The organism is Pseudomonas sp. IT-P171 (genome assembly GCF_949767765.1).
Classification (GTDB): domain Bacteria; phylum Pseudomonadota; class Gammaproteobacteria; order Pseudomonadales; family Pseudomonadaceae; genus Aquipseudomonas; species Aquipseudomonas fluorescens_B.
The window spans coordinates 273,531-298,742 of sequence record NZ_CATKQN010000022.1 but is presented as its reverse complement, the minus strand read 5'-3'; the positions used below and the strand labels follow the sequence as shown (position 1 = coordinate 298,742).

Here is a 25,212-nt window from a genome sequence, read left to right as displayed (position 1 = left end):
TATAAAGAATCGGGAGCCCGACATGTTCCGTCCCAAGTTGTTATTCACCAGCCTTGCCGCACTAGCCCTTGGCGCCTGCTCACCGCAGGATCCGCAAGCTGTCACGTCCGCGGCCATTGCCAAGTCGGTGATCCTGCCGACCTACACCCGCTGGGTTGAAGCCGACCGCCAACTGGCTGTCAGCGCGCTGGCCTACTGCGAAGGCAAGGAAAATCTCGACACCGCCCGCGCCGACTTCCTGCACGCGCAGAAAGCCTGGGCCGAGCTGCAACCGCTGCTGATCGGTCCGCTGGCTGAAGGCAATCGCGCCTGGCAGGTGCAGTTCTGGCCGGACAAGAAAAACCTTGTCGGCCGTCAAGTCGAGCAACTGGTCGACGCCCAGCCGCAGATCGATGCCGCGGCGCTGGCCAAATCCAGCGTCGTGGTTCAGGGCCTCTCGGCCTACGAATACATCCTGTTCGACAACAAGCCTGACGTGGCCAACGACGCGCAGAAAGCCAAGTACTGCCCGCTGCTGAAAGCGATTGGCGAGCGCCAGAAACTGATGGCCGAAGACATTCTGAAAAGCTGGAACAACACCGACGGCATGCTCGCGCAGATGAGCAAGTTTCCGAACCAGCGCTACGCCGATTCCCACGAGGCCATCGCCGATCTGCTGCGCGTGCAGGTCACCGCCCTGGACAGCCTGAAGAAAAAACTCGGCACGCCGATGGGCCGTCAGAGCAAGGGCGTGCCGCAACCGTTCCAGGCCGATGCATGGCGCAGCCAGTCTTCCCTGACCGGCCTCGAAGCCAGCCTCGCCGCTGCCAAAACCGTCTGGGAAGGTGTCGACAACAAAGGCCTGCGCGGCTTGTTGCCGAGCGAGCAGAAGCCGTTGGCCGACAAGATCGACACCGCTTATGCCTCCTCGCTGAAACTGTTCGCCAGCAACCAGCGCTCACTGACCGAGATGCTCAACGACGACGCCGGTCGCCAACAGCTCAACGACCTCTACGACAGCCTCAACGTGGTCCATCGCCTGCACGAAGGCGAGCTGGCCAAGGCGCTGGGCATCCAACTGGGCTTCAACGCCAACGACGGTGACTGATGAGGGCGAGTGCCATGCTGCGACGACAGGCTCTGACGTTAGGTAGTTTGCTGCTGGGAGCAGTGACACTGGGCGGCTGGACGCTGTTCAAGCAAAAGGACAAGAGCCCGCTATTGCTCTCGGCGCGGGACGATACGGACGGCAAGCATTACGCCGTCGGATATCGGTTGGACGGTACACGGGTATTCGCTACCCAGGTCGGTCAGCGTTGCCACGACATCATCAATCATCCGGCCCTGCCGATTGCGCTGTTTGTCGCCCGTCGCCCAGGCACCGAGAGCTACCTGATCGACCTGCGCGACGGCACGCTGTTGCAAACCGTAGCCTCGCAGCCGAACCGCCATTTCTATGGTCACGCGGTGATTCACCACAGCGGCGACTGGCTGTACGCCACCGAGAACGACACGTCCGACCCGGGTCGCGGCTTGCTCGGTGTGTATAAGTTCGAAGGCGAGCGCCTCGTGCACAGTGGCGAAATGTCCACCCACGGTATCGGCCCGCATCAGGTGTCGTGGATGCCCGATGGCGAAACCCTGGTGGTGGCCAACGGCGGGATTCGCACCGAGGCGGAAAGCCGGGTCGAGATGAACCTGAACGCCATGGAGCCGAGCCTGGTGCTGATGCAACGCGACGGTACTTTACTGAGCAAGGAAACCCTCGCCCAGCAGATGAACAGCGTGCGGCACCTGGGGATCGCCAGTGACGGCACCATCGTCGCCGGTCAGCAATTCATGGGCCCGTCCCACGAATCTTCGGAACTGTTGGCCATCAAGCGGCCCGGTCAACCGTTCGTGGCGTTCCCGGTGCCCGAGCACCAGTTGCAGGCGATGGGGCATTACACCGCCAGCGTCGCGGTACACAGTGACTTGCGGCTGGTCGCGTTGACCGCGCCACGGGGCAATCGCTTTTTCATCTGGGACCTGGACAGCGGTGAAGTGCGCCTCGATGCGCCACTTCCCGATTGCGCCGGGGTCGGTGCAGTGGCTGACGGCTTTGTCGTGACGTCGGGTCAAGGGCGTTGCCGTTACTACGATTGCCGCCAGACCGATCTGGTTGCTAAACCGTTGGAGCTGCCTGCGGGGCTTTGGGACAACCACCTTCATTTGATCTGACGCCACCTCCCTTTCGGTGGATCTACCCTGTGGTGAGGGAGCTTGCTCCCTCACCACAGTTTTTTTGTTCCCCCGCAGTGCATGCTCGCCTGTGAAAAGTGGCAGTTGGATTCACTGCCGCTCTCGGAGTAATGTTCCCGTCTGTCTCATGATTTCTCCAAGGAACTGGAAATATGCTGCGTCGCCGCATGCTGATCATGTTGGGTGTTGTTCTGCTGGTCGTGCTGGTCCTGGCCGGTTATAAAGCCTTCTCCATCTACACGATGATTCAAGGCTTCTCCGCGCCGAAACCGCCTATAAGCGTTGCCGTGGCCACGGCCATCGAACGGCCCTGGCAAGCCCGCCTGCCTACCGTCGGCACGCTCACGGCGCTGCAAGGCGTAGACCTGAGCCTGGAAACCGACGGCACCGTCATCGATTTGCAGTTCGAGTCAGGGCAGAAGGTCAAGGCCGGCCAACCCCTCATGCGTCTCGACAGCGCCGTGGAAACTGCCTTTCTGGAAACCGCCCAGGCCGACCTCGGGCTGGCCCAGCTCGATTACGGTCGCGGTAGCCAACTGGTGGGCAGCCAGGCCATTTCCAAAGGCGAATTCGACCGACTTTCGGCGGTGCTGAAAAAAAGCAAAGCCACCGTCAATCAACTCAAGGCTGCGCTCGGCAAAAAAAGCATCGTTGCGCCCTTCAGCGGCACTATCGGCATTCGCCAGGTGGACGTTGGCGACTATCTTGCCAGCGGCACCATGATTGCCACTCTGCAAGACCTAAGCAGTCTCTACGTCGACTTTTTCGTGCCCGAGCAGTCGGTGCCGAAGATCGCCATCGGTCAGCCGGTCGAAATCATTGTCGCGGCCTACCCGACGCAGACCTTCCCCGGCACCATCAGCGCGATCAATCCGAAACTCGAGAACAGCACGCGCAACATGCAGGTCCGCGCGACCCTGGCCAACCCCGACGGCAAACTGTTGCCGGGCATGTTCGCCAACCTGCAGGTGATATTGCCCGACCCGCAGTTACGCGTCGTCGTGCCGGAAAGCGCGATCACGTACACGCTGTACGGCAATTCGCTGTACGTCGTCGCACAGAAAAAAACCGAAGACGGCCAGGTTGAAAAAGACGCCAAGGGTGAACCCATCCTGATCGCCGAACGCCGTTTCATCGAAACCGGTGAACGCCGCGACGGTGTGGTGGTGATCACCAAAGGTGTGCGCAACGGTGAAAAAGTGGTCACCGCCGGCCAGATCAAACTGGACAACGGCGCACACATTGCCATCAGCGACGACAAGACTTTAGCCGAGCAGAACAGCCCGCCGCGCGCGGACTGATCAAGGAATCCCCATGGCTTTTACCGACCCGTTCATCCGCCGCCCGGTGCTCGCCTCCGTGGTCAGCCTGCTGATTGTGCTGCTGGGTTTCCAGGCCTGGAGCAAACTACCGCTGCGCCAGTATCCGCAAATGGAAAACGCCCTCATCACGGTGACCACCGCGTATCCCGGCGCCAACGCCGAAACCATCCAGGGCTACATCACGCAACCGATGCAGCAAAGCCTGGCGAGTGCCGAAGGCATCGACTACATGACCTCGGTCAGTCGCCAGAACTTCTCGGTGATCTCGATCTACGCGCGCGTCGGTTCCAACAGCGACCGATTGTTCACCGAGTTGCTGGCCAAGGCCAACGAAGTGAAAAACAAGTTGCCTCAGGACGCCGAAGACCCGGTACTGAGCAAGGAGGCCGCCGACGCCTCGGCGCTGATGTACATCAGCTTCTTCAGCAAGGAACTGAGCAACCCGCAGATCACCGACTACCTGTCGCGGGTCATCCAGCCCAAACTTGCCACCTTGCCGGGCATGGCCGAGGCCGAGATTCTCGGCAACCAGGTGTTCGCCATGCGCCTGTGGCTGGACCCGGTGAAACTGGCTGGCTTCGGCCTGAGCGCCAGCGATGTGACCGATGCCGTGCGCAAGTACAACTTCCTTTCCGCTGCCGGTGAAGTGAAAGGCGAGTACGTGGTCACCAGCATCAACGCCAACACCGAGCTCAAATCCGCGCAAGCCTTCGCTGCGATTCCACTCAAGGTCGATGGTGACAGCCGCGTGCTGCTCAGCGATGTCGCGCGGGTGGAAATGGGCGCGGAGAACTACGACACCATCAGCTCCTTTGGTGGCACGCCCTCGGTCTACATCGGCATCAAGGCCACCCCCGGCGCGAACCCGCTGGACGTGATCAAGGAAGTGCGCAAGATCATGCCGGACCTTGAGGCCCAGCTGCCGCCGAACCTCAAGGGTGAAATCGCCTACGACGCCACACTGTTCATCCAGGCTTCGATCGACGAAGTGGTGAAAACCCTGTTCGAAGCGGTGCTGATCGTGATCGTGGTCGTGTTCCTGTTCCTCGGGGCGCTGCGCTCGGTCGTGATCCCGGTGGTGACGATTCCGCTGTCGATGATCGGCGTGATGTTCTTCATGCAGATGATGGGCTACTCGATCAACCTGCTGACCCTGCTGGCGATGGTGTTGGCCATCGGCCTGGTGGTGGACGACGCCATCGTGGTGGTAGAAAACATTCACCGGCACATCGAGGAAGGCAAGCCCCCGCTGGACGCGGCTATCGAGGGTGCACGGGAAATCGCCATGCCGGTGGTTTCGATGACCATTACCCTGGCGGCGGTCTATGCGCCCATCGGTTTCCTGACCGGCCTCACCGGAGCGCTGTTCAAGGAGTTCGCCCTGACCCTGGCCGGGGCGGTGGTGATCTCCGGCATCGTCGCCCTGACGCTGTCGCCGATGATGTGCGCCTTCCTGCTGCGCCACGACGAAAACCCCAGCGGCCTGGCTCACCGGCTGGACCTGATTTTCGAAGGCCTCAAGCGCCGCTACCAGCGTCTGTTGCACGGAACGCTCAACACGCGGCCGGTGGTGCTGGTGTTCGCGGTGATCGTACTGTGCCTGATTCCGGTGCTGCTCACCTTCACCAAGTCGGAACTGGCACCGGACGAGGATCAGGGCATCATCTTCATGCTGGCCAGCGCCCCGCAGCCAACCAACCTTGATTACCTGAACACCTACACCGACGAATTCATCAGCATCTTCAAGGCGTTTCCCGAGTACTACTCCTCGTTCCAGATCAACGGCTTCAACGGCGTGCAATCGGGGATTGGCGGTTTCCTGCTCAAACCGTGGAACGAGCGCGATCGCACGCAAATGGAAATCCTGCCCGAGGTGCAGAGCAAACTGGAGAGCATTCCGGGATTGCAGGTTTTCGGCTTCAACCTGCCCTCCCTGCCGGGCACCGGCGAGGGGCTACCGTTTCAGTTCGTCGTCAATACCGCCAACGATTACGAGTCGCTGTTGCAAGTGATGGACCGGGTGAAGAAACGCGCGATGGCGTCCGGCAAGTTCGCCTTCGTCGACGTCGACCTGGCGTTCGACAAACCCGAAGTCGTGGTCGATATCGATCGCGCCAAGGCCGCGCAGATGGGTGTGTCGATGCAGGATCTGGGCGGGACATTGGCGACGTTGCTGGGTGAGGCGGAAATCAACCGTTTCACCATTGAAGGTCGCAGTTACAAAGTGATCGCGCAGGTTGAACGGCCATTCCGGGACAACCCCGGCTGGCTGAACAACTATTACGTGAAAAACACCAAGGGTGAGCTGCTGGCCCTGTCGACCCTGATCACCGTTTCCGACCGGGCCCGCCCACGGCAATTGAATCAGTTCCAGCAGCTCAACTCGGCCATTCTCTCCGGGGTTCCGCTGGTGAGCATGGGTGAAGCCCTCGACGCGGTGCGGCAGATTGCCCGGGAAGAGGCGCCGGCGGGTTTTGCCGTCGACTATGCCGGGGCATCGCGGCAGTACGTTCAGGAAGGTAGCGCGCTGTGGGTGACGTTTGCTCTGGCGCTGGCGATCATTTTCCTGGTGCTGGCGGCTCAGTTCGAAAGTTTCCGCGACCCGTTGGTGATTCTGGTGACGGTGCCGCTGTCGATCTGTGGTGCGTTGATCCCGCTGTTCCTCGGCTGGTCGAGCATGAACATCTACACCCAGGTCGGGCTGGTGACGCTGATCGGGCTGATCAGCAAGCACGGGATCCTGATCGTCGAATTCGCCAACCAGCTGCGCAAGGAAAAGGGCCTGACGCCGCGCGAGGCGGTCGAGGAGGCAGCGGCCATACGCCTGCGCCCGGTGTTGATGACCACCGCGGCGATGGTGTTCGGCATGGTGCCGTTGATCATTGCCTCCGGCGCGGGCGCTGTCAGCCGGTTCGACATCGGCACGGTGATCGCTACGGGGATGTCGATCGGGACGTTGTTTACGTTGTTCGTATTGCCGTGTGTGTACACGTTGTTGGCTAAACCCGATAAACCTGTAAACGCTTGACCCCTGTAGGAGCCAGAAAGCCGGCTCCTGCAAGGGTCGACGCAGGTCTCGAGTCATCGGGCATAAACAAAAGGCCTCGCATATGCGAGGCCTTTTATTTGGGCTTCAATCTGGTCAACTCTGCGGCCTCAGTCCTTGAGAAAGTCCGAACATGAACAGCAATAAATCATGATCGGGTTGGGTTGCAACGGTTGCCTTTGCAACCCGTGGCATCGGACAACGCGTGTCCCCGTTCACTGAACTGAGGACTTGCGTGCGGGGCTGCTCCCAAGCCGCCACCGCCAGTGAAGCAACTGCCAAGGCTCCTATTAAAAACAAACCTCGTGCAATTTCGAGTTTCATTGCTATAAACCCTTGATAGCGCTGCCAAACGCTGTCTCATAAAGGTAGACGAGTTTCTTCCAGTCTGTCGTGCTGAACGACGAGTGGCGACGCAGTTGCTTCAGGTCATGGGACGCGGCGCGACGGGCGGTCAAACGCTGACGGCATTTCTCCAGATCGATCAACGCAACTTCGACTTTCGTCGCCTCGCCCTCACCGGTAACCCGGACAAAGACGTGCTTGATGTAGAGGCAACTGTGCTGCCACCGCCCCTTGTGCATGCGCACCAGGTTATCGGCCAGTTCCTTCAGCACGCGATCATGCACCGCCTCGCCATGACGTTCGCGGCCACCGCCTGCGTACCAGTGCTCGATTTCCTCAAAACCGTCCAGAGCCTTGGTCACCAACAACGCGCGCCACTTGTGGACAGGATCGCGTTGCGCACCACAGAAAATTATCTCCGGAACACGCACGCCGATCCGACTCAACCCGATGAGCGCGTCCCGCTCACGCAGCACCGTCGGCCGACCCAACGGGTACTGCCAGCTGCGATAGACATGCCCGTTCTGACGCTTGGCGTAGAACAACTGTCCATCAATGCTCTTGATGCGTTGCACACCACTTTCACCACCGCGACGAACGTTAGGCTCTTCAACCCATTCGCCCTGCTGGTTCCAGTAATAGTCAAAGTCCCGGGAATCGATGTCCGCATCTGCTGCATATTGCACTGCCATCAGTTACCTCTTGCGTAATACATAAACCCGCCACATGGCATAGAGCGGTATAAAGTCCAGTTGTTCCTGAATACGGAACCCCGCCTGCTCGAATTCCTTTTCGACCGTAGCAGCCGGTAACACAAACCGATTTTGGTAACCTTCCTGTTCACGCTTTTTCTCGGAGCGCTTGCGTTTCCAGGCTTTGAAATTGCCGTCGACCCATAACGAAAGGATCACGCTGTCACGGCTGACGCGCTCGAATTCACGCAGAATGGCCAGTCGATGCTCGGCTTCACCGATGTGGTGCAGCAAACGCATGCAAAAAATGCTGTCGACGGCGTTATCAGGCAAGGCGATGTCGAATGCAGAAGTGTGCAAGGGTTGTACCCTTTTCACGACTTGCGCGGGTTGCGCCTGCAAAGCGATCTTGAGCATGGATTCGGAGTTGTCCGCACCGATGATCACCCGGTTGGTTTTTTCCGCCAGCAATGGCCAGAAACGTCCGGCACCACAGGGTAGATCGAGGACAAGTCCGGGTTCGCCGACCAACGCCAGTGCCTTGCGCGCCAGTTGTTCATCGCGCCAATGGGACAGTCGACGGCCGAGGCCGTCCTGATGTTTTTGCAGGTATTTCCGAGCGTGCTGATCGTCGTATTTATCGGAAAAATCGAGTTTGATCGGGGCGGCCATCATCAAGGACTCCTGAACGTCTGATGACAATTACCTTAGGTAGCGCCGTGTCAGCGTCCGGTCATGCCTTTGTGAAAAAATTGTCATGTTAACCCCCGAATTATTTCAGGGTTTTACATGAGCAAAATGATGGCTTAGGGCCACCCAATACCAGGCGTTCGATCAGTACGAGGGTGGTTAACCCAGTTCCACCTGAAACCGACAGCCATGAGGCTCCATGTTGGTCAGACTGACGCTCCACCCCTGGTTTTCGCAAATCCGCTGCACCAGCGACAGGCCCAGTCCCAGGCCCTCGCCGCGTTTTTCATTACCCCGCACGAAAGGTTCGAACATCGCTTCGCGTTTTTCCTCGGGAATGCCTACGCCACTGTCTTCGACCCGGAAACCCGTAGTGGTCAGGGTCAAGCGAATGAAACCCTGTTCGGTGTAATGCAGCGCATTGCGCAACAGGTTGCCCATGACCGCGTGCAGAAGCGTGGCGTTGTAGCAGGTGCTGTCCGGATTGCCCGGTTCGAACATCAGCGACAGCCCTTTGGCCTCGATCGGTTCGCGCCACAGGTTGAGCAGACCGTCGGCGACCTGGGCCAGCGACTGTTGCGGCGCCATACTGGCGTCTTCACGTTGGGCGCGGGCCAGCATCAGAAAGGTCTGCACCAGCTCGCGCATCTCTTCGCAGGCACGGGCGATTCGTTCGACCTGAGCCCGACCGCGCTGGTCGATGCCGGAGTTTTCCAGCAACAGCTCACAGGAACTGGCCAACACCATCAACGGGGTGCGCAACTCGTGGCTGACGTCACTGGTGAACAAGCGCTCCCGGGTCAATGCCTGGCGCAGGCGACCGAGGGTGGCGTCGAAAGCCACGGCCAGCTCGCCCACTTCATCCGCGGCATAGTCCGGTGCCAGCGGTGGCGCCAGCCCCAGCAACTGGTCGCGGTGGCGCACCTGACGGGCCAGCCGCACCACAGGCGCCATCACCTTGCGCGCCAGGATCCAGCCGAGGAATACCGCCAACGCCAGACTCAGGACGAAGCCCACCAGCACCACGGCGAACAACACCCGCTCCCGTTCTTCGAAATCACTCTGGTCCTGCAGCAACACATAACGCCGGCCATCGACGACTTCGACCATCGCGTGATACGACAGCTGCTCGCGAAACACTTCGTGGAAACCCGGATCAAGATGGCGCAAATCCTTGGGCAGCTCGAAATCGCCCGGTCCGCCGCTGAAATAGAACAGCTGGTCCGGCTCGGGGCGATGGCTCCAGTCCGACACACTGTCCATCAACAGCAGGCGTTGCAAATCCCCGCCGAGGCCTGCCGAAATCAGTTTTTCTTCTACCAGGTGCACGGTCGCCACAATCCCCATGGCGAAGGCCCCGGCCACCAATGCGCTCATCAGCGCAAAGGCGATGATGATCCGTTGAGCAAGGCTCTGTCTAAACTCCATCACGGCCCTCGGCCAAGCGATAACCCACACCGTGCACGGTTTGCAGCAAAGGCTTGGCGAACGGTTTGTCGATCACCTGACGCAATTGGTGGACGTGGCTGCGCAGGCTGTCACTGTCCGGGCAATCATCGCCCCACAGGGCTTCTTCGAGAATTTCCCGGCGCAGGACGTGCGGGCTTTTCTGCATCAGCACGGCCAGCAACTTCAGGCCCACCGGGTTGAGCTTCAGCAAGCGCCCTTCGCGGGTGACTTCCAGGGTATCGAGGTCGTAACTCAAATCCCCGACCTGCAAGGTACGACGGCCGCCGCCCTGTGCCCGACGCATCACGGCTTCGATCCGCGCAGCCAGTTCAGACAGGGCAAAGGGTTTGATCAGGTAATCGTCGGCGCCGGACTTGAAGCCTTGCAGGCGGTCGTCCAGTTGATCGCGGGCCGTGAGCATGATCACCGGCGTGTCGCGACGGGCGTCTTCGCGCAGGCGTTTGCACAAGGTGTAGCCGTCGATGCCGGGCAACATGATGTCGAGCACGATCAAATCGTAGTGCTCGGTGGCCGCCAGGTGCAGGCCTGACAAACCATCCTGCGCGCAATCCACGGTGTAGCCCTTGAGCCCCAGGTAATCGGCCAGATTGGCCAGGATATCGCGGTTATCTTCAACCAACAGAATGCGCATGGGCACCTCCTCCGTACACAGTAACGGCCGTCTTGGCCCGCGCAGCTTAAGGCCTGGCGTGGCTGAGGGCTAGGACTGCGTGCAGTGGAAAACCCTGCCGGCAAACCTGTCGAGCCCTTGACGACTTTTTCACTATCGATTCACACAGCAGCGACACAACCGGGTTCAAACTCCGCGCGGCTGCGCTCTCAAGAACTTACCGACTAAGGAACTGCCATGGTTTCGACCCTTGCCCGCCCCGCCTCTCGCCCGCTCAATTTCTGGGTGTGCCTGGGTGTTCCCGTCGTTGCGGCGATCATTCTGGTGCTGCTCGAACTGACGTCCCTGGACATGGACCTGGCCCGGCTGTTCTATGACCCGGCGGCTGGAGACTTCATCGGGCGCCACAGTTTTTTCCTCGAAGACATCCTGCATGACCGTGCCAAGCAAGTGGTCATCGCCTTCTCGGTGTTCGCGATTTTCGGTTTCATCGGTGCCTTTTTCATCGACAGGCTCAAACCGTTCAAACGGGAATTGGGTTGTATGGTGCTGTCCCTGGGACTGGCGACATCCTTTGTCACGCCGATGAAAGCGGTGACGGCGGTTCAATGCCCGTGGAGTCTGGAACAATTCGGCGGGCATGAGACCTACAGCGAACTCCTCAGCCCTCGCCCGCAGACGGACAAACCCGGCCGTTGCTGGCCCGGCGGGCATGCCGCGACCGGGTTCACGCTGTTTGCCTTGTTCTTTGTGCTGCGGGATCGGCGTCCGCGTCTGGCACGTAAAGCCTTTATTTTTGCCTTCACGTTGGGCACGGTGTTTTCCGTGAGCCGGATGATGCAGGGCGCGCACTTTTTCTCGCACAACGTGTGGACGGCGATTTTCTGCTGGCTCATTTGTCTGGGATCGTACTACTACACCCTGTATCGCCCGGCTACCAACGTTGAGCGGGTTACCAAGTCACAAGCGGTTAGCGTTTGAACTGACATCATCGCAACTCGGTCTCCGGACGGCCCCACATCAAAGGCAATAAAAAACCCCGCCTGCTTTCGCAGGCGGGGTTTTTTCGTACGGGGTAAGGCTGGCTTACATCATGCCGCCCATGCCGCCCATACCGCCCATGTCTGGCATACCGCCGCCAGCTGGTGCGTCTTCCTTGATCTCGGCGATCATGGCTTCGGTGGTGATCATCAGGCTGGCAATCGACGAAGCCGCTTGCAGAGCCGAACGAGTCACTTTGGCCGGATCCAGGATACCCATTTCGATCATGTCGCCGTATTCGCCGGTGGCAGCGTTGTAACCGTAGTTACCCGAACCCTGCTTGACCTTGTCGACCACTACGCTTGGCTCGTCGCCGGAGTTGGCAACGATCTGGCGCAGTGGCGCTTCAACAGCGCGACGCAGCAACTGGATGCCAACGTTCTGGTCATCGTTGTCGCCTTTCAGCTCGGAGATTGCCTGCAGAGCGCGAACCAGTGCCACGCCGCCGCCAGGTACCACGCCTTCTTCAACGGCTGCACGGGTAGCGTGCAGGGCGTCTTCAACGCGGGCTTTCTTCTCTTTCATTTCAACTTCGGAACCAGCGCCAACCTTGATCACAGCAACGCCGCCGGACAGCTTGGCCAGACGCTCTTGCAGTTTTTCACGGTCGTAGTCGGACGAAGTGTCGGCCACTTGCTGACGGATCTGCAGAACGCGAGCCTGGATGTCAGCCTCAACGCCGGCGCCGTCGATCACGGTGGTGTTTTCTTTGGACAGGATCACGCGCTTGGCATTACCCAGGTGTTCCAGGGTAGTGCTTTCCAGGCTCAGACCGATCTCTTCGGAGATAACGGTACCGCCAGTCAGAACAGCGATGTCCTGAAGCATGGCCTTGCGACGGTCGCCGAAGCCTGGAGCCTTGACGGCTGCAACTTTGACGATGCCACGCATGTTGTTCACAACCAGAGTCGCCAGGGCTTCGCCTTCAACGTCTTCAGCCACGATCAGCAGTGGACGGCCGGCTTTGGCAACGGCTTCCAGGACTGGCAGCATTTCGCGGATGTTCGAGATCTTTTTGTCGACCAGCAGGATCAGCGGACCGTCCAGCTCGGCAGTCATGGTCTCTGGCTTGTTGACGAAGTACGGGGACAGGTAGCCACGGTCGAACTGCATGCCTTCAACAACCGACAGTTCGTTTTCCAGGCCCGAGCCTTCTTCAACGGTGATCACGCCTTCTTTACCGACTTTTTCCATGGCTTCGGCAATGATGTCGCCGATGGAGTTGTCGGAGTTGGCCGAGATGGTGCCGACCTGAGCGATGGCCTTGGTGTCAGCGCAAGGCTTGGACAGGGCTTTGAGCTCTTTGACGATCGCGATGGTCGCTTTGTCGATACCGCGCTTCAGGTCCATCGGGTTCATGCCGGCAGCGACGGCTTTCAGGCCTTCGTTGACGATCGACTGAGCCAGAACGGTAGCGGTGGTGGTGCCGTCGCCTGCGTCATCGTTGGCACGGGAGGCAACGTCTTTGACCAGCTGCGCGCCCATGTTTTCGAAACGGTCTTTCAGTTCGATTTCTTTAGCGACGGACACGCCGTCCTTGGTGATGGTCGGAGCGCCGAAGCTCTTCTCGATGATCACGTTGCGGCCTTTAGGGCCCAGGGTCGCTTTTACTGCGTCAGCCAGGACGTTGACACCGGCGAGCATTTTCTTACGGGCGGAATCGCCGAATTTAACTTCTTTAGCAGCCATGATCGATATTCCTTAAATACTTTGTAGTAGCGGGAAAATGAGCGGGAAATCAGCCTTCGACAACAGCGAGGATTTCGCTCTCGCCGATGACCAGCAGGTCTTCGCCGTCAACTTTCACAGTGTTGCTGCCGGAGTAAGGGCCGAACACAACCTTGTCACCCACTTTCACGGACAGCGCACGCACTTCACCGTTTTCCAGAACTTTGCCTGGGCCTACAGCGAGGACTTCGCCCTGGTTTGGCTTTTCAGCAGCCGAACCTGGCAGGACGATACCGCCAGCGGTTTTCTTTTCTTCTTCGCTGCGACGGACGACGACGCGGTCATGCAGAGGACGAAGCTTCATTGTCGATCTCTCCTAATTGTGGTTTTCATCGGCCGGTGTATTCCCGGCGGGTTTAACAAATCCGGCAGTGCCGGGTGCGGTTCGTCAAGCGAACCGCGGAAGTCTGTCTGGCATGATCGCCAGAAACCTTGCGGTGACCGTTACATAAGGGCGCATAAGCTTATTACAAGGGCGCGGATCGAAAATTTTTACATCCATGACCCGAAAACGAACACGGCACCCGAAGGTGCCGTGCAGGTGAAACGGTTTACTTGGAATCCCGGTGCTCGAACTCGCCTTCGATCACGTTCGGCTCGCGGCCCAGCGGCTGCTGCGGGGCAGGACCGCCCCGAGGCTGAAGGTCATCGGCGAACGCACGCTGACGGATCGCCGCCTCTTCGGCGCGCTGGCGCATTTTATTGGCCAGCAACCGGCGAGAGATCGGCAGCAACATGATCAGGCCCAGCACGTCGGTGACGAAGCCCGGCAGAATCAACAAACCACCCGCCAGGGCCAGCATCAGGCCTTCGAGCATGGTCTGGGCCGGCAGCTCGCCGCGGTTCAGGCTTTCACGCGCACGCAGCGCGGTTGCCAGGCCGGCGATACGCAGCACGAACACGCCGAGCATCGAGCCGAGAATGACCAGTAGCAGGGCCGGGAAAAACCCGATTGCACCGCTCACCTTGACGAATACGAACAGCTCCAACACCGGAAACAGTACAAAGAGCAATAAAAAAGGGCGCATCAAATGGTTCCTCAACGCAAGAATGCCTTGCCAGTGTTCCCTAGATGACGTCGCCATTGCGTGAATTCAAGCGTCGGCCACTTCATTTTTCGGCCAATGCTCGGCGTGAGCCAGAAAAACCAAGGCTTCGCGTACTTGTGTCGGCGTATTACATGGGGCTTGGAACGGTAGCCAGTAGAGCCCCTGGCCGATGCGCAGGTGCATGCCTTCCGAGTCGATCCCGGCCAATTGCGCCGGCTCGGTGTCCGGCAGGCCGGCGAGCTCGACATAGTGGGCGATGGCTTTGGCGTGGTCGGCATTCATGTGCTCGACCATGCTCACTTCCGCCTTGCCCGCGAAAGGATTGGCCAGTGTCAGCTGATCGACCCAGTGAATCGCACCAAAACCGCCGATGTAGCGGTGACGCACAGGGTTGAGCACCCAGAAATCGAAATCGTGGGCCTTGTGGTAGCTCTGCGAATCCGGGAAATAGCGGTAGTAACGCTCGGCCGCCGCATCGATGGCGGCCTCGTCCTCAAGCTTTTGCGCTTCGGCGAGGTAAGTCAGGCGACCGACGGCTTGCACGTCTTCGGCTTCACGCTCGCCCACGAACAGCGAACATTTCGGGTCTTTTTGCAGGTTATGCGTGTGCTGGGCGATGCGGCTGATCAGGATCAGCGGCCGACCCTGCCCGTCCAGGCAGTACGGAACCACCGAGCCAAACGGGAAGCCGGGCATCGCCTTGGAGTGCGTCGAGAGCACTCCACGGTATTCCTTGAGAAGCAATTCTCGGGCATTCTTGGCCGCTTCAACGCTCAATTTATGACTCCTTATATAGAATCCGTCGAAAAAACGGACAGGCGACTGATGAAAGTTACAGTCCGCCATCGGGGCAGTTCTCATGTGCACGTCCGGTGCAGATCGAGAGGCTCTCTTGCAGGAAGACCACTTCAACCTGTTACCGGGGCATGCGAATGCAACTCACTGACAAAGTAATCATTATCACGGGCGGTTGCCAGGGTTTAGGCCGCTCCATGGCCGAGTATTTCGCCGGCAAAGGCGCGAAGCTTGCGCTGGTTGACCTGAACCCGGAAAAGCTCGATGACGCCGTTGCCGCGTGCAAGGCCAAGGGTGTCGAGGCCCGCGCCTACCTGTGCAACGTCGCCAATGAAGAGCAAGTGACGCACATGGTCGCCCAGGTGGCCGAAGACTTCGGCGCGATCCATGGTCTGATCAACAACGCAGGGATCCTGCGCGACGGCCTGCTGCTGAAGGTCAAGGACGGCGAGATGACCAAGATGAGCCTGGCTCAATGGCAGGCGGTCATCGATGTCAACCTGACCGGCGTGTTCCTGTGCACCCGTGAAGTCGCGGCGAAAATGGTCGAGCTGAACAACAACGGCACGATCATCAATATCTCGTCGATCTCCCGTGCCGGCAACGTCGGTCAGACCAACTACTCCGCTGCCAAGGCCGGTGTCGCGGCAGCGACCGTGACTTGGGCAAAAGAGCTGGCGCGCTACGGCATTCGTGTGGCGGGTATTGCGCCGGGCTTTATCGAAACCGAGATGACGTTGGGCATGAAGCCTGAAGCGCTGGAGAAAATGACGTCCGGGATTCCGCTCAAGCGGATGGGCAAGCCGGAAGAAATCGCCCACTCGGCGGCGTACATTTTCGAGAATGACTACTACACCGGCCGGATTCTGGAGATGGATGGCGGGTTGCGGATCTAAAGCCCGACGCAAAACGACTGTGGGGGCGACGGACCTGCTCGCGATAACGGTGTGCCATTCAACAGTTGAGTTGACTGATCTAACGCTATCGCGAGAAGGCTCGCTCCCACAGGGGATCGTATTTCAGATCATCAATCGTCGCTGATGGTGATATTTGGCATCGCCGGGGTCGCCGCTTCCTGCAACACAATCCGCGCGCCGACATGGCGGGCGAGTTCCTGGTAGACCAGCGCGATCGGGCTGTCCGGCTCGGCGATCACCGTTGGCTTACCGCCGTCGGCCTGTTCGCGAATGGCCATTGCCAGCGGCAACGAAGCCAGCAGTTCAACGCCATATTGGTTCGCCAGCTTCACACCACCGCCCTCACCGAACAGATGCTCGGCATGCCCGCAGTTCGAGCAGATGTGCACGGCCATGTTTTCCACCACGCCCAGCACCGGGATGTTGACCTTGCGGAACATCTCCACGCCTTTGCGCGCGTCCAGCAACGCCAGGTCTTGCGGGGTGGTGACAATGACCGCGCCGGCCACCGGGACTTTCTGCGCCAGGGTCAGCTGAATGTCACCGGTGCCTGGCGGCATGTCGATGACCAGGTAATCCAGGTCGCCCCACGCGGTTTGCGTGACCAGTTGCAACAGCGCGCCGGAAACCATCGGACCGCGCCAGACCATCGGCGTGTTGTCGTCGGTCAGGAACGCCATGGACATCACTTCGACGCCATGGGACTCGATTGGCACGAACCACTTCTGATCCTTGACCTTTGGTCGGGTGCCTTCGGGAATACCGAACATGATGCCCTGGCTCGGCCCGTAAATGTCCGCGTCGAGGATCCCGACCTTGGCGCCTTCGCGGGCCAGGGCCAGCGCGAGGTTGGCGGCGGTGGTGGATTTGCCCACGCCGCCTTTGCCGGACGCCACGGCGACAACATTCTTGACGTTGGCCAGGCCCGGAATCTGCGCCTGCGCCTTGTGCGCGGCGATCACAGTGGTGATATCAACGCGGGCACTGGTGACGCCGTCGAGGCCTTCGATGGCCATCTGCAGCATCTGTGCCCAGCCACTTTTGAACAGACCGGCGGCGTACCCCAACTCCAGCTGGACGCTGACGCGATCACCCTGGATGTCGATGTTGCGCACGCATCCGGCGCTGACCGGGTCCTGGTTCAGGTAAGGGTCGGTGTACTGGCGAAGGACGGTTTCCACCGCTGCGCGATTGACGGCGCTCATGGGCAACTCCGATAGCAAGACTGGAAAATCAGGCAGGTATCCTACGCCGGACATACATTTGTGGCGAGGGAGCTTGCTCCCGCCGGCCGATCCGCGTCCGGGCGAAGCAGTCGCAATCAGGCAGACGCACTCCTTCCGCCGAAAACGGGTTGCAGGGTTTGGGGCGGCTTCGCCACCCAGCGGGAGCAAGCTCCCTCGCCACACACAAGCATTTTCACGCTGTTACTGCCTGTTCACAGGTTTGGGCATTCGATGCAACCGGAAACAGGCTGACGGGGTGAAAAATATGCGCCAGCGCTTTATAGTGGCCGACCTCCGTTTCATCAAGTAGCCGAGCCCCATGTCCGAGCCACGCAAGATCCTCGTCACCAGCGCCCTGCCCTATGCCAATGGTTCGATCCATCTTGGCCACATGCTGGAATACATCCAGACCGATATGTGGGTGCGCTTCCAGAAGCACCGCGGCAATCAATGCATCTATGTCTGCGCCGACGACGCCCACGGTTCGGCCATCATGCTGCGTGCGGAAAAGGAAGGCATCACCCCGGAACAACTGATCGCCAACGTCCAGGCTGAACACAGCGCCGACTTCGCCGAGTTCCTGGTGGACTTCGACAACTTCCACTCCACTCACGCCGAAGAAAACCGTGAGCTGTCGAGCCAGATCTACCTGAAGCTGCGTGACGCCGGGCACATCGCCACGCGCTCGATCACGCAATACTTCGACCCGGAAAAGAAAATGTTCCTGGCCGACCGCTTCATCAAGGGCACCTGCCCGAAATGCGGCACTGAAGACCAGTACGGCGACAACTGCGAAAAATGCGGCGCGACCTACGCACCGACCGACCTGAAGGATCCGAAGTCGGCGATCTCCGGCGCTACCCCGGTGCTCAAGGATTCCCAGCACTTCTTCTTCAAGTTGCCGGACTTCCAGGAAATGCTGCAAGCCTGGACCCGCAGCGGCACCCTGCAAGACGCCGTTGCGAACAAGATCGCCGAATGGCTGGATGCCGGCCTGCAACAGTGGGACATTTCCCGCGATGCGCCGTACTTCGGTTTCGAAATTCCGGGCGAGCCAGGCAAATACTTCTACGTCTGGCTGGACGCGCCGATCGGCTACATGGCCAGTTTCAAGAACCTCTGCAACCGTAAGCCGGAGCTGGATTTCGATGCGTTCTGGGCCAAGGATTCCACGGCCGAGCTGTATCACTTCATCGGCAAGGACATCGTCAACTTCCACGCCCTGTTCTGGCCCGCGATGCTCGAAGGCGCCGGTTTCCGCAAACCGACCGGCATCAACGTGCACGGCTACCTGACCGTCAACGGTCAGAAAATGTCCAAGTCCCGTGGCACCTTCATCAAGGCCCGGACTTACCTGGATCACCTATCGCCGGAATACCTGCGTTATTACTACGCGGCCAAGCTGGGTCGTGGCGTCGATGACCTCGACCTGAACCTCGAAGACTTCGTGCAGAAGGTCAACTCCGACCTAGTCGGCAAAGTCGTCAACATCGCCAGCCGCTGCGCCGGTTTCATCCACAAAGGCAACGCCGGCGTGCTGGTAGCGGGTAACGCCGCACCGGAACTGACCGAAGCGTTTCTTGCCGCAGCGCCAAGCATCGCCGAAGCCTACGAGGCTCGCGACTTTGCCCGTGCGATGCGCGAAATCATGGGCCTGGCCGACCGCGCCAATGCGTGGATCGCCGACAAGGCACCGTGGTCGCTGAACAAACAGGAAGGCAAGCACGACGAAGTCCAGGCCATCTGCGCGCTGGGCATCAACCTGTTCCGCCAACTGGTGATCTTCCTCAAACCGGTGCTGCCATTGCTGGCCGCCGATGCCGAGGCGTTCCTGAACGTCGCGCCGCTGACCTGGAACGACCACGCGACCTTGCTCAGCAACCATCAGCTGAACGAGTTCAAACCGTTGATGACCCGTATCGACCCGGTGAAAGTGCAAGCCATGACCGACGCTTCGAAAGAAGACCTGACCGCGAGCCAGACCGACACGGGCGAAGCGGCACCTGCCGGCAACGGCGAACTGGCCAAGGATCCACTGTCGCCAGAGATCGATTTCGACGCCTTTGCCGCGATCGACCTGCGCGTCGCGCTGATCGTCAAGGCCGAACATGTAGAAGGTGCCGACAAACTGCTGCGCCTGACCCTGGACATCGGTGACGAGCAACGCAACGTGTTCTCCGGAATCAAGAGCGCTTACCCGGACCCGTCCAAGCTCGATGGTCGCCTGACCATGATGATCGCCAACCTCAAGCCACGGAAAATGAAATTCGGGATCTCCGAAGGCATGGTGATGGCGGCCGGCCCTGGCGGTGAAGAAATCTACCTGCTCAGCCCCGACAGCGGCGCCAAGCCGGGTCAGCGCATCAAGTAAGGTTCTGCGCGAAACCGATCCCACAGTCGTGCCCGGCGTGACTGTGGGATTTTCATGTCTGGCCCATAATGTCTCTGAAGTCGGGCAGCTCCTGCAGAGTTATCCAGCAACCAGCAATAATGTATGGATACAGACGATCATGACCGAGATTGTTCTTACGCTTATCAGCGCTGCCCTGATCAACAACTTCGTGTTGCACTGGCCGCTGGGCGTCGATCCGCTATTGAGCGCCGAGCGCCGCCAGGTGCATGCGCTGGGTATCGCGACGACCTGCCTGATGCTGATCGTCGGCATGCTCGGTCATGCCCTTTACCACGGACTGCTGGTGCCGTTGGGGTTGAGTTCGCTGGGCCTGTTCGTGTTTTTACCCTTGAGCGTTTTGCTGATCGCGCCACTGCTGACGTTGCTGCCGAAGCTGTTTTCCACGCTTTCGTTCGAAGGTCTCTGGCCATTGCTTCTCGGCAATGCCGGCGTCCTGGGGCTGGCGTTGATCAACGTGCGGGACGACGAGGGGTTTTTCCACGCTACAGCCCTGAGCCTAGGCGCCGGGCTGGGTTTCTGGCTGGTGCTGAGTCTGTTCTGCGACTTGCGCCAGCGCACCCTCGATAACGATGTTCCCCTGCCCTTTCGCGGCCTGCCGATCGACCTGATCGGCGCCGGATTGATTGCAGTGGCTTTTCTCGGATTCAGCGGACTGATCAAAACATGAGTCTGATTCAACGCATCGACGCGCTTTTGCCGCAGACCCAGTGCGGCAAGTGTGGCCACCCCGGATGCAAGCCGTACGCCGAGGGCATTGCCAGTGGCGAGCCGATCAACAAGTGTCCGCCGGGGGGCAGCGAAACCATCTCGGCGCTGGCCGAGTTGCTGAAAGTACCGGTGCTGGAACTGGACGTCAGTCGCGGTCCGGCACCGGCGCAAATCGCCTACATTCGAGAGGCCGAATGCATTGGCTGCACCAAATGCATTCAGGCCTGTCCGGTAGATGCCATCGTCGGCGCAGCGAAGTTGATGCACACGGTGATCATCGACGAATGCACCGGTTGCGACCTCTGCGTGGCGCCTTGCCCGGTGGATTGCATCGAGATGCATCCGTTGCCGCTGGCCACGGTGTTGCCGATTGTCGGTGGCCTGGCGTTCAGCCCTGAAGAACAACAGGCGCGCACCGCCAAACGCAATCACGCACGACGCCGTTTTGAACAGCGCAATGCACGTTTGCATCGCGAAGAAGAACAGAAACTCGCCGAGCGCCAGGCTCGGGCACACCGCGCGGCGCAACACACTGAAGTGACAACGCTCGACCCGGTTCAGGCCGCGCTGGAAAGGGTCCGTGCGCAAAAAGCGGCGAATGCCGACGCTGCGTTGAAAAAAGCCAAGATCGATCTGGCAATGAGCCGTGCCCAACTGAACAAATCGCTCAAGGCGTTCGGCCATCCGCCGACCTTCGAACAGCAATCGCAACTGATTGTCCTGCAACAGCAGTTTGAGGCGTCCGAACAAGCGCTGGCGCAGTTGGAAAGCAGTGCACCGCCAGCCGCTGTGCCCACGGCGCCAATGAAGGACGCCGAGCTGAAACGGGCGAAAATCCAGCTGGCCATGCGCCGCGCCGAACTCAAGAAAGCCCAGGCCAGCGAGGCGCCGGCCGAACAGATCAAAGCCTTGGAACACGCACTCGGCGACGCCGAAACAGCCCTCCACACCGCGGAGGCTGCGAGCGAACAACCTTTACCTGACCTGGCGCGTGTTGAAAAACGCCCCATCGACAACCAGCTTCGTCAGTTGAAAACGGAATTGGCCTACGCTCGCGCTGACGTCAGCAAACTCGAACGACGCAACGACACACCTGCCGAGCTGATGAACAAGGCGCGCGCCCGTCTCCAGGAAGCCGAGCGTCAGGTGGATGCCTATGTCGCCCCTTGAATCGGTCGACGAGCGCCTGCAGCAAGCCATGAAGTTGGTGTTGCTGGCCACCCTGCCGGGCATGCTGGTGTTGTTCTGGCTGTATGGCTGGGGGGTATTGATCAACCTGATGCTGGCCGGCGTTACTGCGTTGGCCGTTGAAGCGGTGGTGTTGCAGTTGCGCAAGCGGGAGCTCAAACCCACCTTGAGCGACGGCAGTGCGTTGGTCAGTGCGACGTTGCTGGCCCTGGCCTTGCCACCGTATTGCCCGTGGTGGCTGACGGTCTGTGCCGCGGCGTTCGCGCTGTTTGGCAAACAGCTGTATGGCGGAGTCGGGAAAAATCCGTTCAACCCGGCGATGCTCGGTTTTGCCCTGGTGCTGGTGACGTTTCCCCAGCAGATGACCCATTGGCCGTCCTCCCACGGCATGGACCTGCTCGGTGGTTTGCAACAAGTGTTCGGTTTCAGCCTGAGCCAGACGCCGGATGCCTGGGTCCAGGCGACGGCGCTGGACAGTCTGCGAATCAACAAAAGCCTGACCATGGACGAACTCTTCGCGGGCAATCCGGCCTTCGGCCACGTCGGTGCGCGCGGTGTGGAATGGGTCAACCTCGCCTTTCTGGCGGGCGGCATGTTTTTGCTGCAACGACGGGTGTTCAGTTGGCATGCGCCGGTGGGCATGCTTGTCAGCCTGTTCGTCATCAGCCTGCTGTGCTGGAACGGCTCGGGATCCGATTCCCATGGCTCGCCACTGTTTCATCTGCTCACCGGCGCAAGCATGCTGGGTGCGTTCTTTATCGTCACGGAGCCGGTGTCGGGCGCCAAAAGCCCTGGCGGGCGACTGCTGTTCGGCGCGGGTGTGGGGCTGCTGACCTACCTGATTCGAACCTGGGGCGGTTATCCGGACGGCGTGGCGTTTGCGGTGCTGCTGATGAACCTCTGCGTGCCGGCGCTGGACCGGTTTGTCACGTCGAGACAGGAGCGAGTTGCGCCATGAGCCGAGTGTCGAGCGTGGTGATTCTGGTGATGCTGGCAGGCGTGGGGATTGGCGCAACTTACCTTGTGCAGCACAGTAGCGCGCCACGCATTGCGAACGAACAGCGCCTGATCGACAGCCGCAACCTGCTGGACCTGCTGCCCGCTGACAGCTACGACAATCAACCGCTGGAACAACCGTTGCGCCTCGACGATACGGGATTGACCAATAGCACATTGCTAGGCGGCTACCTCGCGACCAAGGCCGGCCAACCCAGTATCGTTTTGTTGCGCAGTCAGGCATTGGGTTATGCGGGCAGCATCGACTTGTTGATCGCCATAGGCGCAAACGGCAAGTTGGTGGGGGTCAAAACCCTCAGGCAATCCGAGACGCCGGGGCTGGGCGCGCGCATTGCCGACTGGCCAAATGCCTGGCTCAATGACTTTGCCGGCAAATCGCGAAGCGAACCGGCTGACAATGGCTGGGCGTTGAAAAAAGATCAGGGCCAGTTCGATCAGATCGCAGGGGCGACCATCACTTCAAGAGCCGTGATCAACGCCATCCACGATGCCTTGCGCTACTTCGATGAACATCAGCAACAGTTGATCGGGATTAGTCCCCCATGAATAAGTCATCAACGCTGCAAAACTCGCTGATGCTCGCACCGCTGATCGGCGCCACCGGCTCATGGATGACCGCGCTGGGCCTGTGGTTGATGTTCATTGTGGTGATCAGTGCCTACGGCGTCGGCATGGCGGCCCTGGGACCACGACTTGTTCCGTCTGCCCGTTTGTTTGCCGGCATTTTGCTGGCCGCCACGCTGACCAGTTGCGCGGAGATCGCCGCACAAGTCTTATCACTCAAATGGCATCAGCAGGTGGGAATCTATGCCGGACTGATCGCCTTGCAATGTGTCGTTCTTGATCACATAGGCTTCTTCCAGAGCGCATTACGTGACCGCCTTCGCCTGTGTGGCCTGTTCGGTGCGCTGATGGTGGGCCTGGGCCTGCTGCGCGAACTCATTGGCTATGGAGGCCTGCACCTGGTCACTCTGGTCCCCGGTGGATTCATTTTGCTGGGTCTGGTGATCGCTGCATGGCAGGCCTGGTCCCGCCCGAATCCCTCACACTGACCGCTTTCGAGGAAATGCACTGCCCATGAATGCTGCAAAACGTCTGGAAATTTTCCGCAGGCTGCATGAAGACAACCCGGAACCGAAGACCGAACTGGCTTACTCCTCGCCCTTCGAATTGCTGATCTCCGTGATTCTCTCAGCGCAATCGACCGATGTCGGCGTTAACAAGGCCACCGCCAAGCTCTACCCGGTGGCCAACACGCCGCAGGCGATTTATGCACTGGGTGTCGAGGGATTGTCGGAATACATCAAGACCATCGGCCTGTTCAACAGCAAGGCAAAAAACGTGATCGAGACCTGTCGCTTGCTGGTGGAACGCCATGGAGGCGAAGTACCGCAGACCCGCGAAGAGCTGGAAGCGCTACCCGGCGTCGGCCGCAAAACCGCCAACGTGGTGCTCAACACTGCCTTTCGCCAACTGACCATGGCTGTGGATACCCACATTTTTCGGGTCAGTAACCGTACCGGCATTGCGCCGGGTAAAAACGTGGTCGAGGTCGAGAAAAAACTGATGAAGTTTGTGCCCAAGGAATACCTGCTCGATTCCCATCACTGGCTGATTCTTCACGGACGTTACGTCTGCCTGGCCCGCAAGCCCCGTTGCGGCAGTTGCCGGATCGAAGACCTGTGCGAATACAAGCACAAGACTTCGGACGATTGAGGCGCTATTAGGTTTTTTGATTTATCGATTGAAAAAATCTTTTTTACCCACGCAGAGATTGTCGCTATAAGGGGCGCCAAAGGCAGTCTTAGCCTGGAGTTAACCTTATGAGCACTGGCAAAGAGCAATTGGACGTAGAAGAGGACTTCACACCCATTGAGGCCGATGACGCGGAACCGGTGGTTGAAGTGGCAAAGACCAACCTGAGCAAACGCCGCACGATCGACAACCTGCTGGAGGAGCGCCGACTGCAAAAACAGTTGGCCGATTACGATTTTGACCTATAACACCTGAAAGCCTCCCGAAACGGAGGCTTTTTTTTAAGTGCGAAACCTCGAAAACACCCATTCACCCAGTCCCGTGAAGCGCTGGTGCAGTCACACCAGCCCATTGCGTTGAGCCAGTTCGATCAAGTCCACCAAGGACCGCGCATTGAGCTTTAACAACAGGCGAGTCTTGTAAGTGCTGACGGTTTTATTGCTGAGGAACATTCCATCGGCAATTTCCTTATTGGTCTTGCCTCGGGCCAACTGTTGCAAAACCATCATTTCCCGCCCCGACAAACGATCCACCATATCGGCTTCACTGGCGTTCCCCAGACTGGCACGCACTGTATGCAAAGCTTGATTGGGAAAATAACTGTAGCCAGACAATACTGCTTTTATTGCACTGAGCAACTCAGTGAGATCCTGTTGTTTGCAAACATATCCGGCAGCGCCAGACTGCATGCAACGCATCGAAAAATGTCCAGGTGCCTGGGAAGTCAATATCAGTACTTTCATTGGCATTGCTGCCGAGACAAGGCGCGCAATGACTTCCAGTCCATCCAGCTTCGGTATTCCTATATCCAGGATGACAATATCCGGCATATGTTCACGAGCCAGTTGTAATGCATCCACGCCATTATCTGTTTCTGCAATGACCTCGTAGCCATGACGTTCCATCAGCATACGTACCGCAAGACGAATGACGGGGTGATCATCCACGATCAGCACTTTATTCATGGGCAAGTCCAATTT

General features: G+C 59.4%; 25 protein-coding genes. 14 read left to right on the top strand and 11 right to left on the bottom strand.

Annotation, left to right across the window (positions count from 1 at the left end; translation table 11 throughout):
• Positions 1-22: 22 nt before the first annotated feature.
• From ACM6I5_RS16385 to ACM6I5_RS16370, 4 genes are all read left to right on the top strand, one after another.
• Positions 23-1,087, top strand: coding sequence for an imelysin family protein (locus ACM6I5_RS16385; RefSeq protein ID WP_017340544.1), 1,065 nt, complete (start codon positions 23-25; stop codon positions 1,085-1,087).
• A gap of 14 nt (positions 1,088-1,101) precedes the next feature.
• The gene (locus tag ACM6I5_RS16380; RefSeq protein WP_017340545.1) at positions 1,102-2,199 is read left to right on the top strand and encodes a DUF1513 domain-containing protein; all 1,098 of its coding nucleotides are present in this window, start codon (positions 1,102-1,104) and stop codon (positions 2,197-2,199) included.
• Positions 2,200-2,372: 173 nt separating this feature from the next.
• Complete coding sequence (locus ACM6I5_RS16375) at positions 2,373-3,521, top strand: efflux RND transporter periplasmic adaptor subunit (RefSeq protein ID WP_017340546.1); 1,149 nt, start codon at positions 2,373-2,375, stop codon at positions 3,519-3,521.
• Positions 3,522-3,534: 13 nt separating this feature from the next.
• Entirely contained in the window at positions 3,535-6,570 is a 3,036-nt protein-coding gene (locus tag ACM6I5_RS16370) for a multidrug efflux RND transporter permease subunit (RefSeq protein WP_017340547.1), read from the top strand.
• 114 nt (positions 6,571-6,684) lie between these two features.
• Here ACM6I5_RS16370 and ACM6I5_RS16365 read toward each other — a convergent pair whose 3' ends face one another.
• From ACM6I5_RS16365 to colR, 5 genes are all read right to left on the bottom strand, one after another.
• Positions 6,685-6,912 (bottom strand): hypothetical protein, encoded by a 228-nt coding sequence (locus ACM6I5_RS16365; protein WP_017340548.1) that lies wholly within the window; start codon positions 6,910-6,912, stop codon positions 6,685-6,687.
• A gap of 2 nt (positions 6,913-6,914) precedes the next feature.
• Positions 6,915-7,625 (bottom strand): lipopolysaccharide kinase InaA family protein, encoded by a 711-nt coding sequence (locus tag ACM6I5_RS16360; RefSeq protein WP_414884219.1) that lies wholly within the window; start codon positions 7,623-7,625, stop codon positions 6,915-6,917.
• Positions 7,626-7,628: 3 nt separating this feature from the next.
• On the bottom strand, positions 7,629-8,297 hold the full coding sequence (locus ACM6I5_RS16355; RefSeq protein ID WP_414884270.1) for a class I SAM-dependent methyltransferase: 669 nt from the start codon (positions 8,295-8,297) through the stop codon (positions 7,629-7,631).
• A gap of 177 nt (positions 8,298-8,474) precedes the next feature.
• Positions 8,475-9,743, bottom strand: coding sequence for a sensor histidine kinase (locus ACM6I5_RS16350; protein ID WP_017340551.1), 1,269 nt, complete (start codon positions 9,741-9,743; stop codon positions 8,475-8,477).
• A complete protein-coding gene (colR, locus tag ACM6I5_RS16345; protein ID WP_008032118.1) occupies positions 9,733-10,416 on the bottom strand; it encodes a two-component system response regulator ColR in 684 nt (227 codons plus the stop codon). The genes ACM6I5_RS16350 and colR overlap by 11 nt, the downstream gene beginning before the upstream one ends.
• A 216-nt stretch (positions 10,417-10,632) precedes the next feature.
• Between colR and ACM6I5_RS16340 the strand changes: the two genes are divergently transcribed.
• Positions 10,633-11,376 (top strand): phosphatase PAP2 family protein, encoded by a 744-nt coding sequence (locus ACM6I5_RS16340; RefSeq protein WP_414877836.1) that lies wholly within the window; start codon positions 10,633-10,635, stop codon positions 11,374-11,376.
• 105 nt (positions 11,377-11,481) lie between these two features.
• Here the strand turns inward: ACM6I5_RS16340 and groL are convergent, their stop codons facing one another.
• From groL to ACM6I5_RS16320, 4 genes are all read right to left on the bottom strand, one after another.
• Complete coding sequence (groL, locus tag ACM6I5_RS16335) at positions 11,482-13,125, bottom strand: chaperonin GroEL (protein WP_008032122.1); 1,644 nt, start codon at positions 13,123-13,125, stop codon at positions 11,482-11,484.
• Positions 13,126-13,174: 49 nt separating this feature from the next.
• Positions 13,175-13,468 (bottom strand): co-chaperone GroES, encoded by a 294-nt coding sequence (locus ACM6I5_RS16330; protein ID WP_017340553.1) that lies wholly within the window; start codon positions 13,466-13,468, stop codon positions 13,175-13,177.
• Positions 13,469-13,715: 247 nt separating this feature from the next.
• A complete protein-coding gene (locus ACM6I5_RS16325; protein ID WP_017340554.1) occupies positions 13,716-14,192 on the bottom strand; it encodes an FxsA family protein in 477 nt (158 codons plus the stop codon).
• 66 nt (positions 14,193-14,258) lie between these two features.
• Positions 14,259-14,990: a HugZ family protein gene (locus tag ACM6I5_RS16320; RefSeq protein WP_017340555.1), complete on the bottom strand. Its 732-nt coding sequence runs from the start codon at positions 14,988-14,990 to the stop codon at positions 14,259-14,261.
• A 155-nt stretch (positions 14,991-15,145) separates the two neighbouring features.
• On the opposite strand from ACM6I5_RS16320, the gene ACM6I5_RS16315 reads away from it, so the two are divergent.
• On the top strand, positions 15,146-15,904 hold the full coding sequence (locus tag ACM6I5_RS16315; RefSeq protein WP_017340556.1) for an SDR family oxidoreductase: 759 nt from the start codon (positions 15,146-15,148) through the stop codon (positions 15,902-15,904).
• A gap of 131 nt (positions 15,905-16,035) precedes the next feature.
• On the opposite strand, the gene apbC is transcribed toward ACM6I5_RS16315, so the two are convergent.
• Positions 16,036-17,130 (bottom strand): iron-sulfur cluster carrier protein ApbC, encoded by a 1,095-nt coding sequence (apbC, locus tag ACM6I5_RS16310; protein ID WP_017340557.1) that lies wholly within the window; start codon positions 17,128-17,130, stop codon positions 16,036-16,038.
• Positions 17,131-17,470: 340 nt separating this feature from the next.
• On the opposite strand from apbC, the gene metG reads away from it, so the two are divergent.
• The 8 genes from metG to ACM6I5_RS16270 all read left to right on the top strand — a co-directional run bounded on the left by metG (position 17,471) and on the right by ACM6I5_RS16270 (position 24,480).
• The gene (metG, locus tag ACM6I5_RS16305) at positions 17,471-19,522 is read left to right on the top strand and encodes a methionine--tRNA ligase (RefSeq protein ID WP_017340558.1); all 2,052 of its coding nucleotides are present in this window, start codon (positions 17,471-17,473) and stop codon (positions 19,520-19,522) included.
• A 139-nt stretch (positions 19,523-19,661) separates the two neighbouring features.
• Positions 19,662-20,231: an Rnf-Nqr domain containing protein gene (locus ACM6I5_RS16300; protein WP_414877835.1), complete on the top strand. Its 570-nt coding sequence runs from the start codon at positions 19,662-19,664 to the stop codon at positions 20,229-20,231.
• Positions 20,228-21,442 (top strand): electron transport complex subunit RsxB, encoded by a 1,215-nt coding sequence (gene rsxB / locus ACM6I5_RS16295; RefSeq protein WP_414884218.1) that lies wholly within the window; start codon positions 20,228-20,230, stop codon positions 21,440-21,442. Before ACM6I5_RS16300 ends, rsxB begins: the two co-directional genes overlap by 4 nt.
• Positions 21,429-22,418 (top strand): RnfABCDGE type electron transport complex subunit D, encoded by a 990-nt coding sequence (locus tag ACM6I5_RS16290; protein WP_017340561.1) that lies wholly within the window; start codon positions 21,429-21,431, stop codon positions 22,416-22,418. The genes rsxB and ACM6I5_RS16290 overlap by 14 nt, the downstream gene beginning before the upstream one ends.
• Positions 22,415-23,023: an RnfABCDGE type electron transport complex subunit G gene (locus tag ACM6I5_RS16285; RefSeq protein ID WP_414884217.1), complete on the top strand. Its 609-nt coding sequence runs from the start codon at positions 22,415-22,417 to the stop codon at positions 23,021-23,023. Before ACM6I5_RS16290 ends, ACM6I5_RS16285 begins: the two co-directional genes overlap by 4 nt.
• Positions 23,020-23,529, top strand: a complete 510-nt coding sequence (locus ACM6I5_RS16280; protein ID WP_414877832.1) for an Rnf-Nqr domain containing protein — start codon at positions 23,020-23,022, stop codon at positions 23,527-23,529. Before ACM6I5_RS16285 ends, ACM6I5_RS16280 begins: the two co-directional genes overlap by 4 nt.
• A gap of 25 nt (positions 23,530-23,554) precedes the next feature.
• Positions 23,555-24,193 carry an endonuclease III gene (gene nth, locus ACM6I5_RS16275; protein ID WP_008032146.1) on the top strand — a complete coding sequence of 213 codons (639 nt, stop codon included), beginning with the start codon at positions 23,555-23,557 and terminating at the stop codon, positions 24,191-24,193.
• A 107-nt stretch (positions 24,194-24,300) separates the two neighbouring features.
• The gene (locus tag ACM6I5_RS16270) at positions 24,301-24,480 is read left to right on the top strand and encodes a PA3496 family putative envelope integrity protein (protein WP_017340564.1); all 180 of its coding nucleotides are present in this window, start codon (positions 24,301-24,303) and stop codon (positions 24,478-24,480) included.
• A gap of 90 nt (positions 24,481-24,570) precedes the next feature.
• Here the strand turns inward: ACM6I5_RS16270 and ACM6I5_RS16265 are convergent, their stop codons facing one another.
• A complete protein-coding gene (locus ACM6I5_RS16265; protein WP_017340565.1) occupies positions 24,571-25,197 on the bottom strand; it encodes a response regulator transcription factor in 627 nt (208 codons plus the stop codon).
• Positions 25,198-25,212 lie beyond the last annotated feature (15 nt).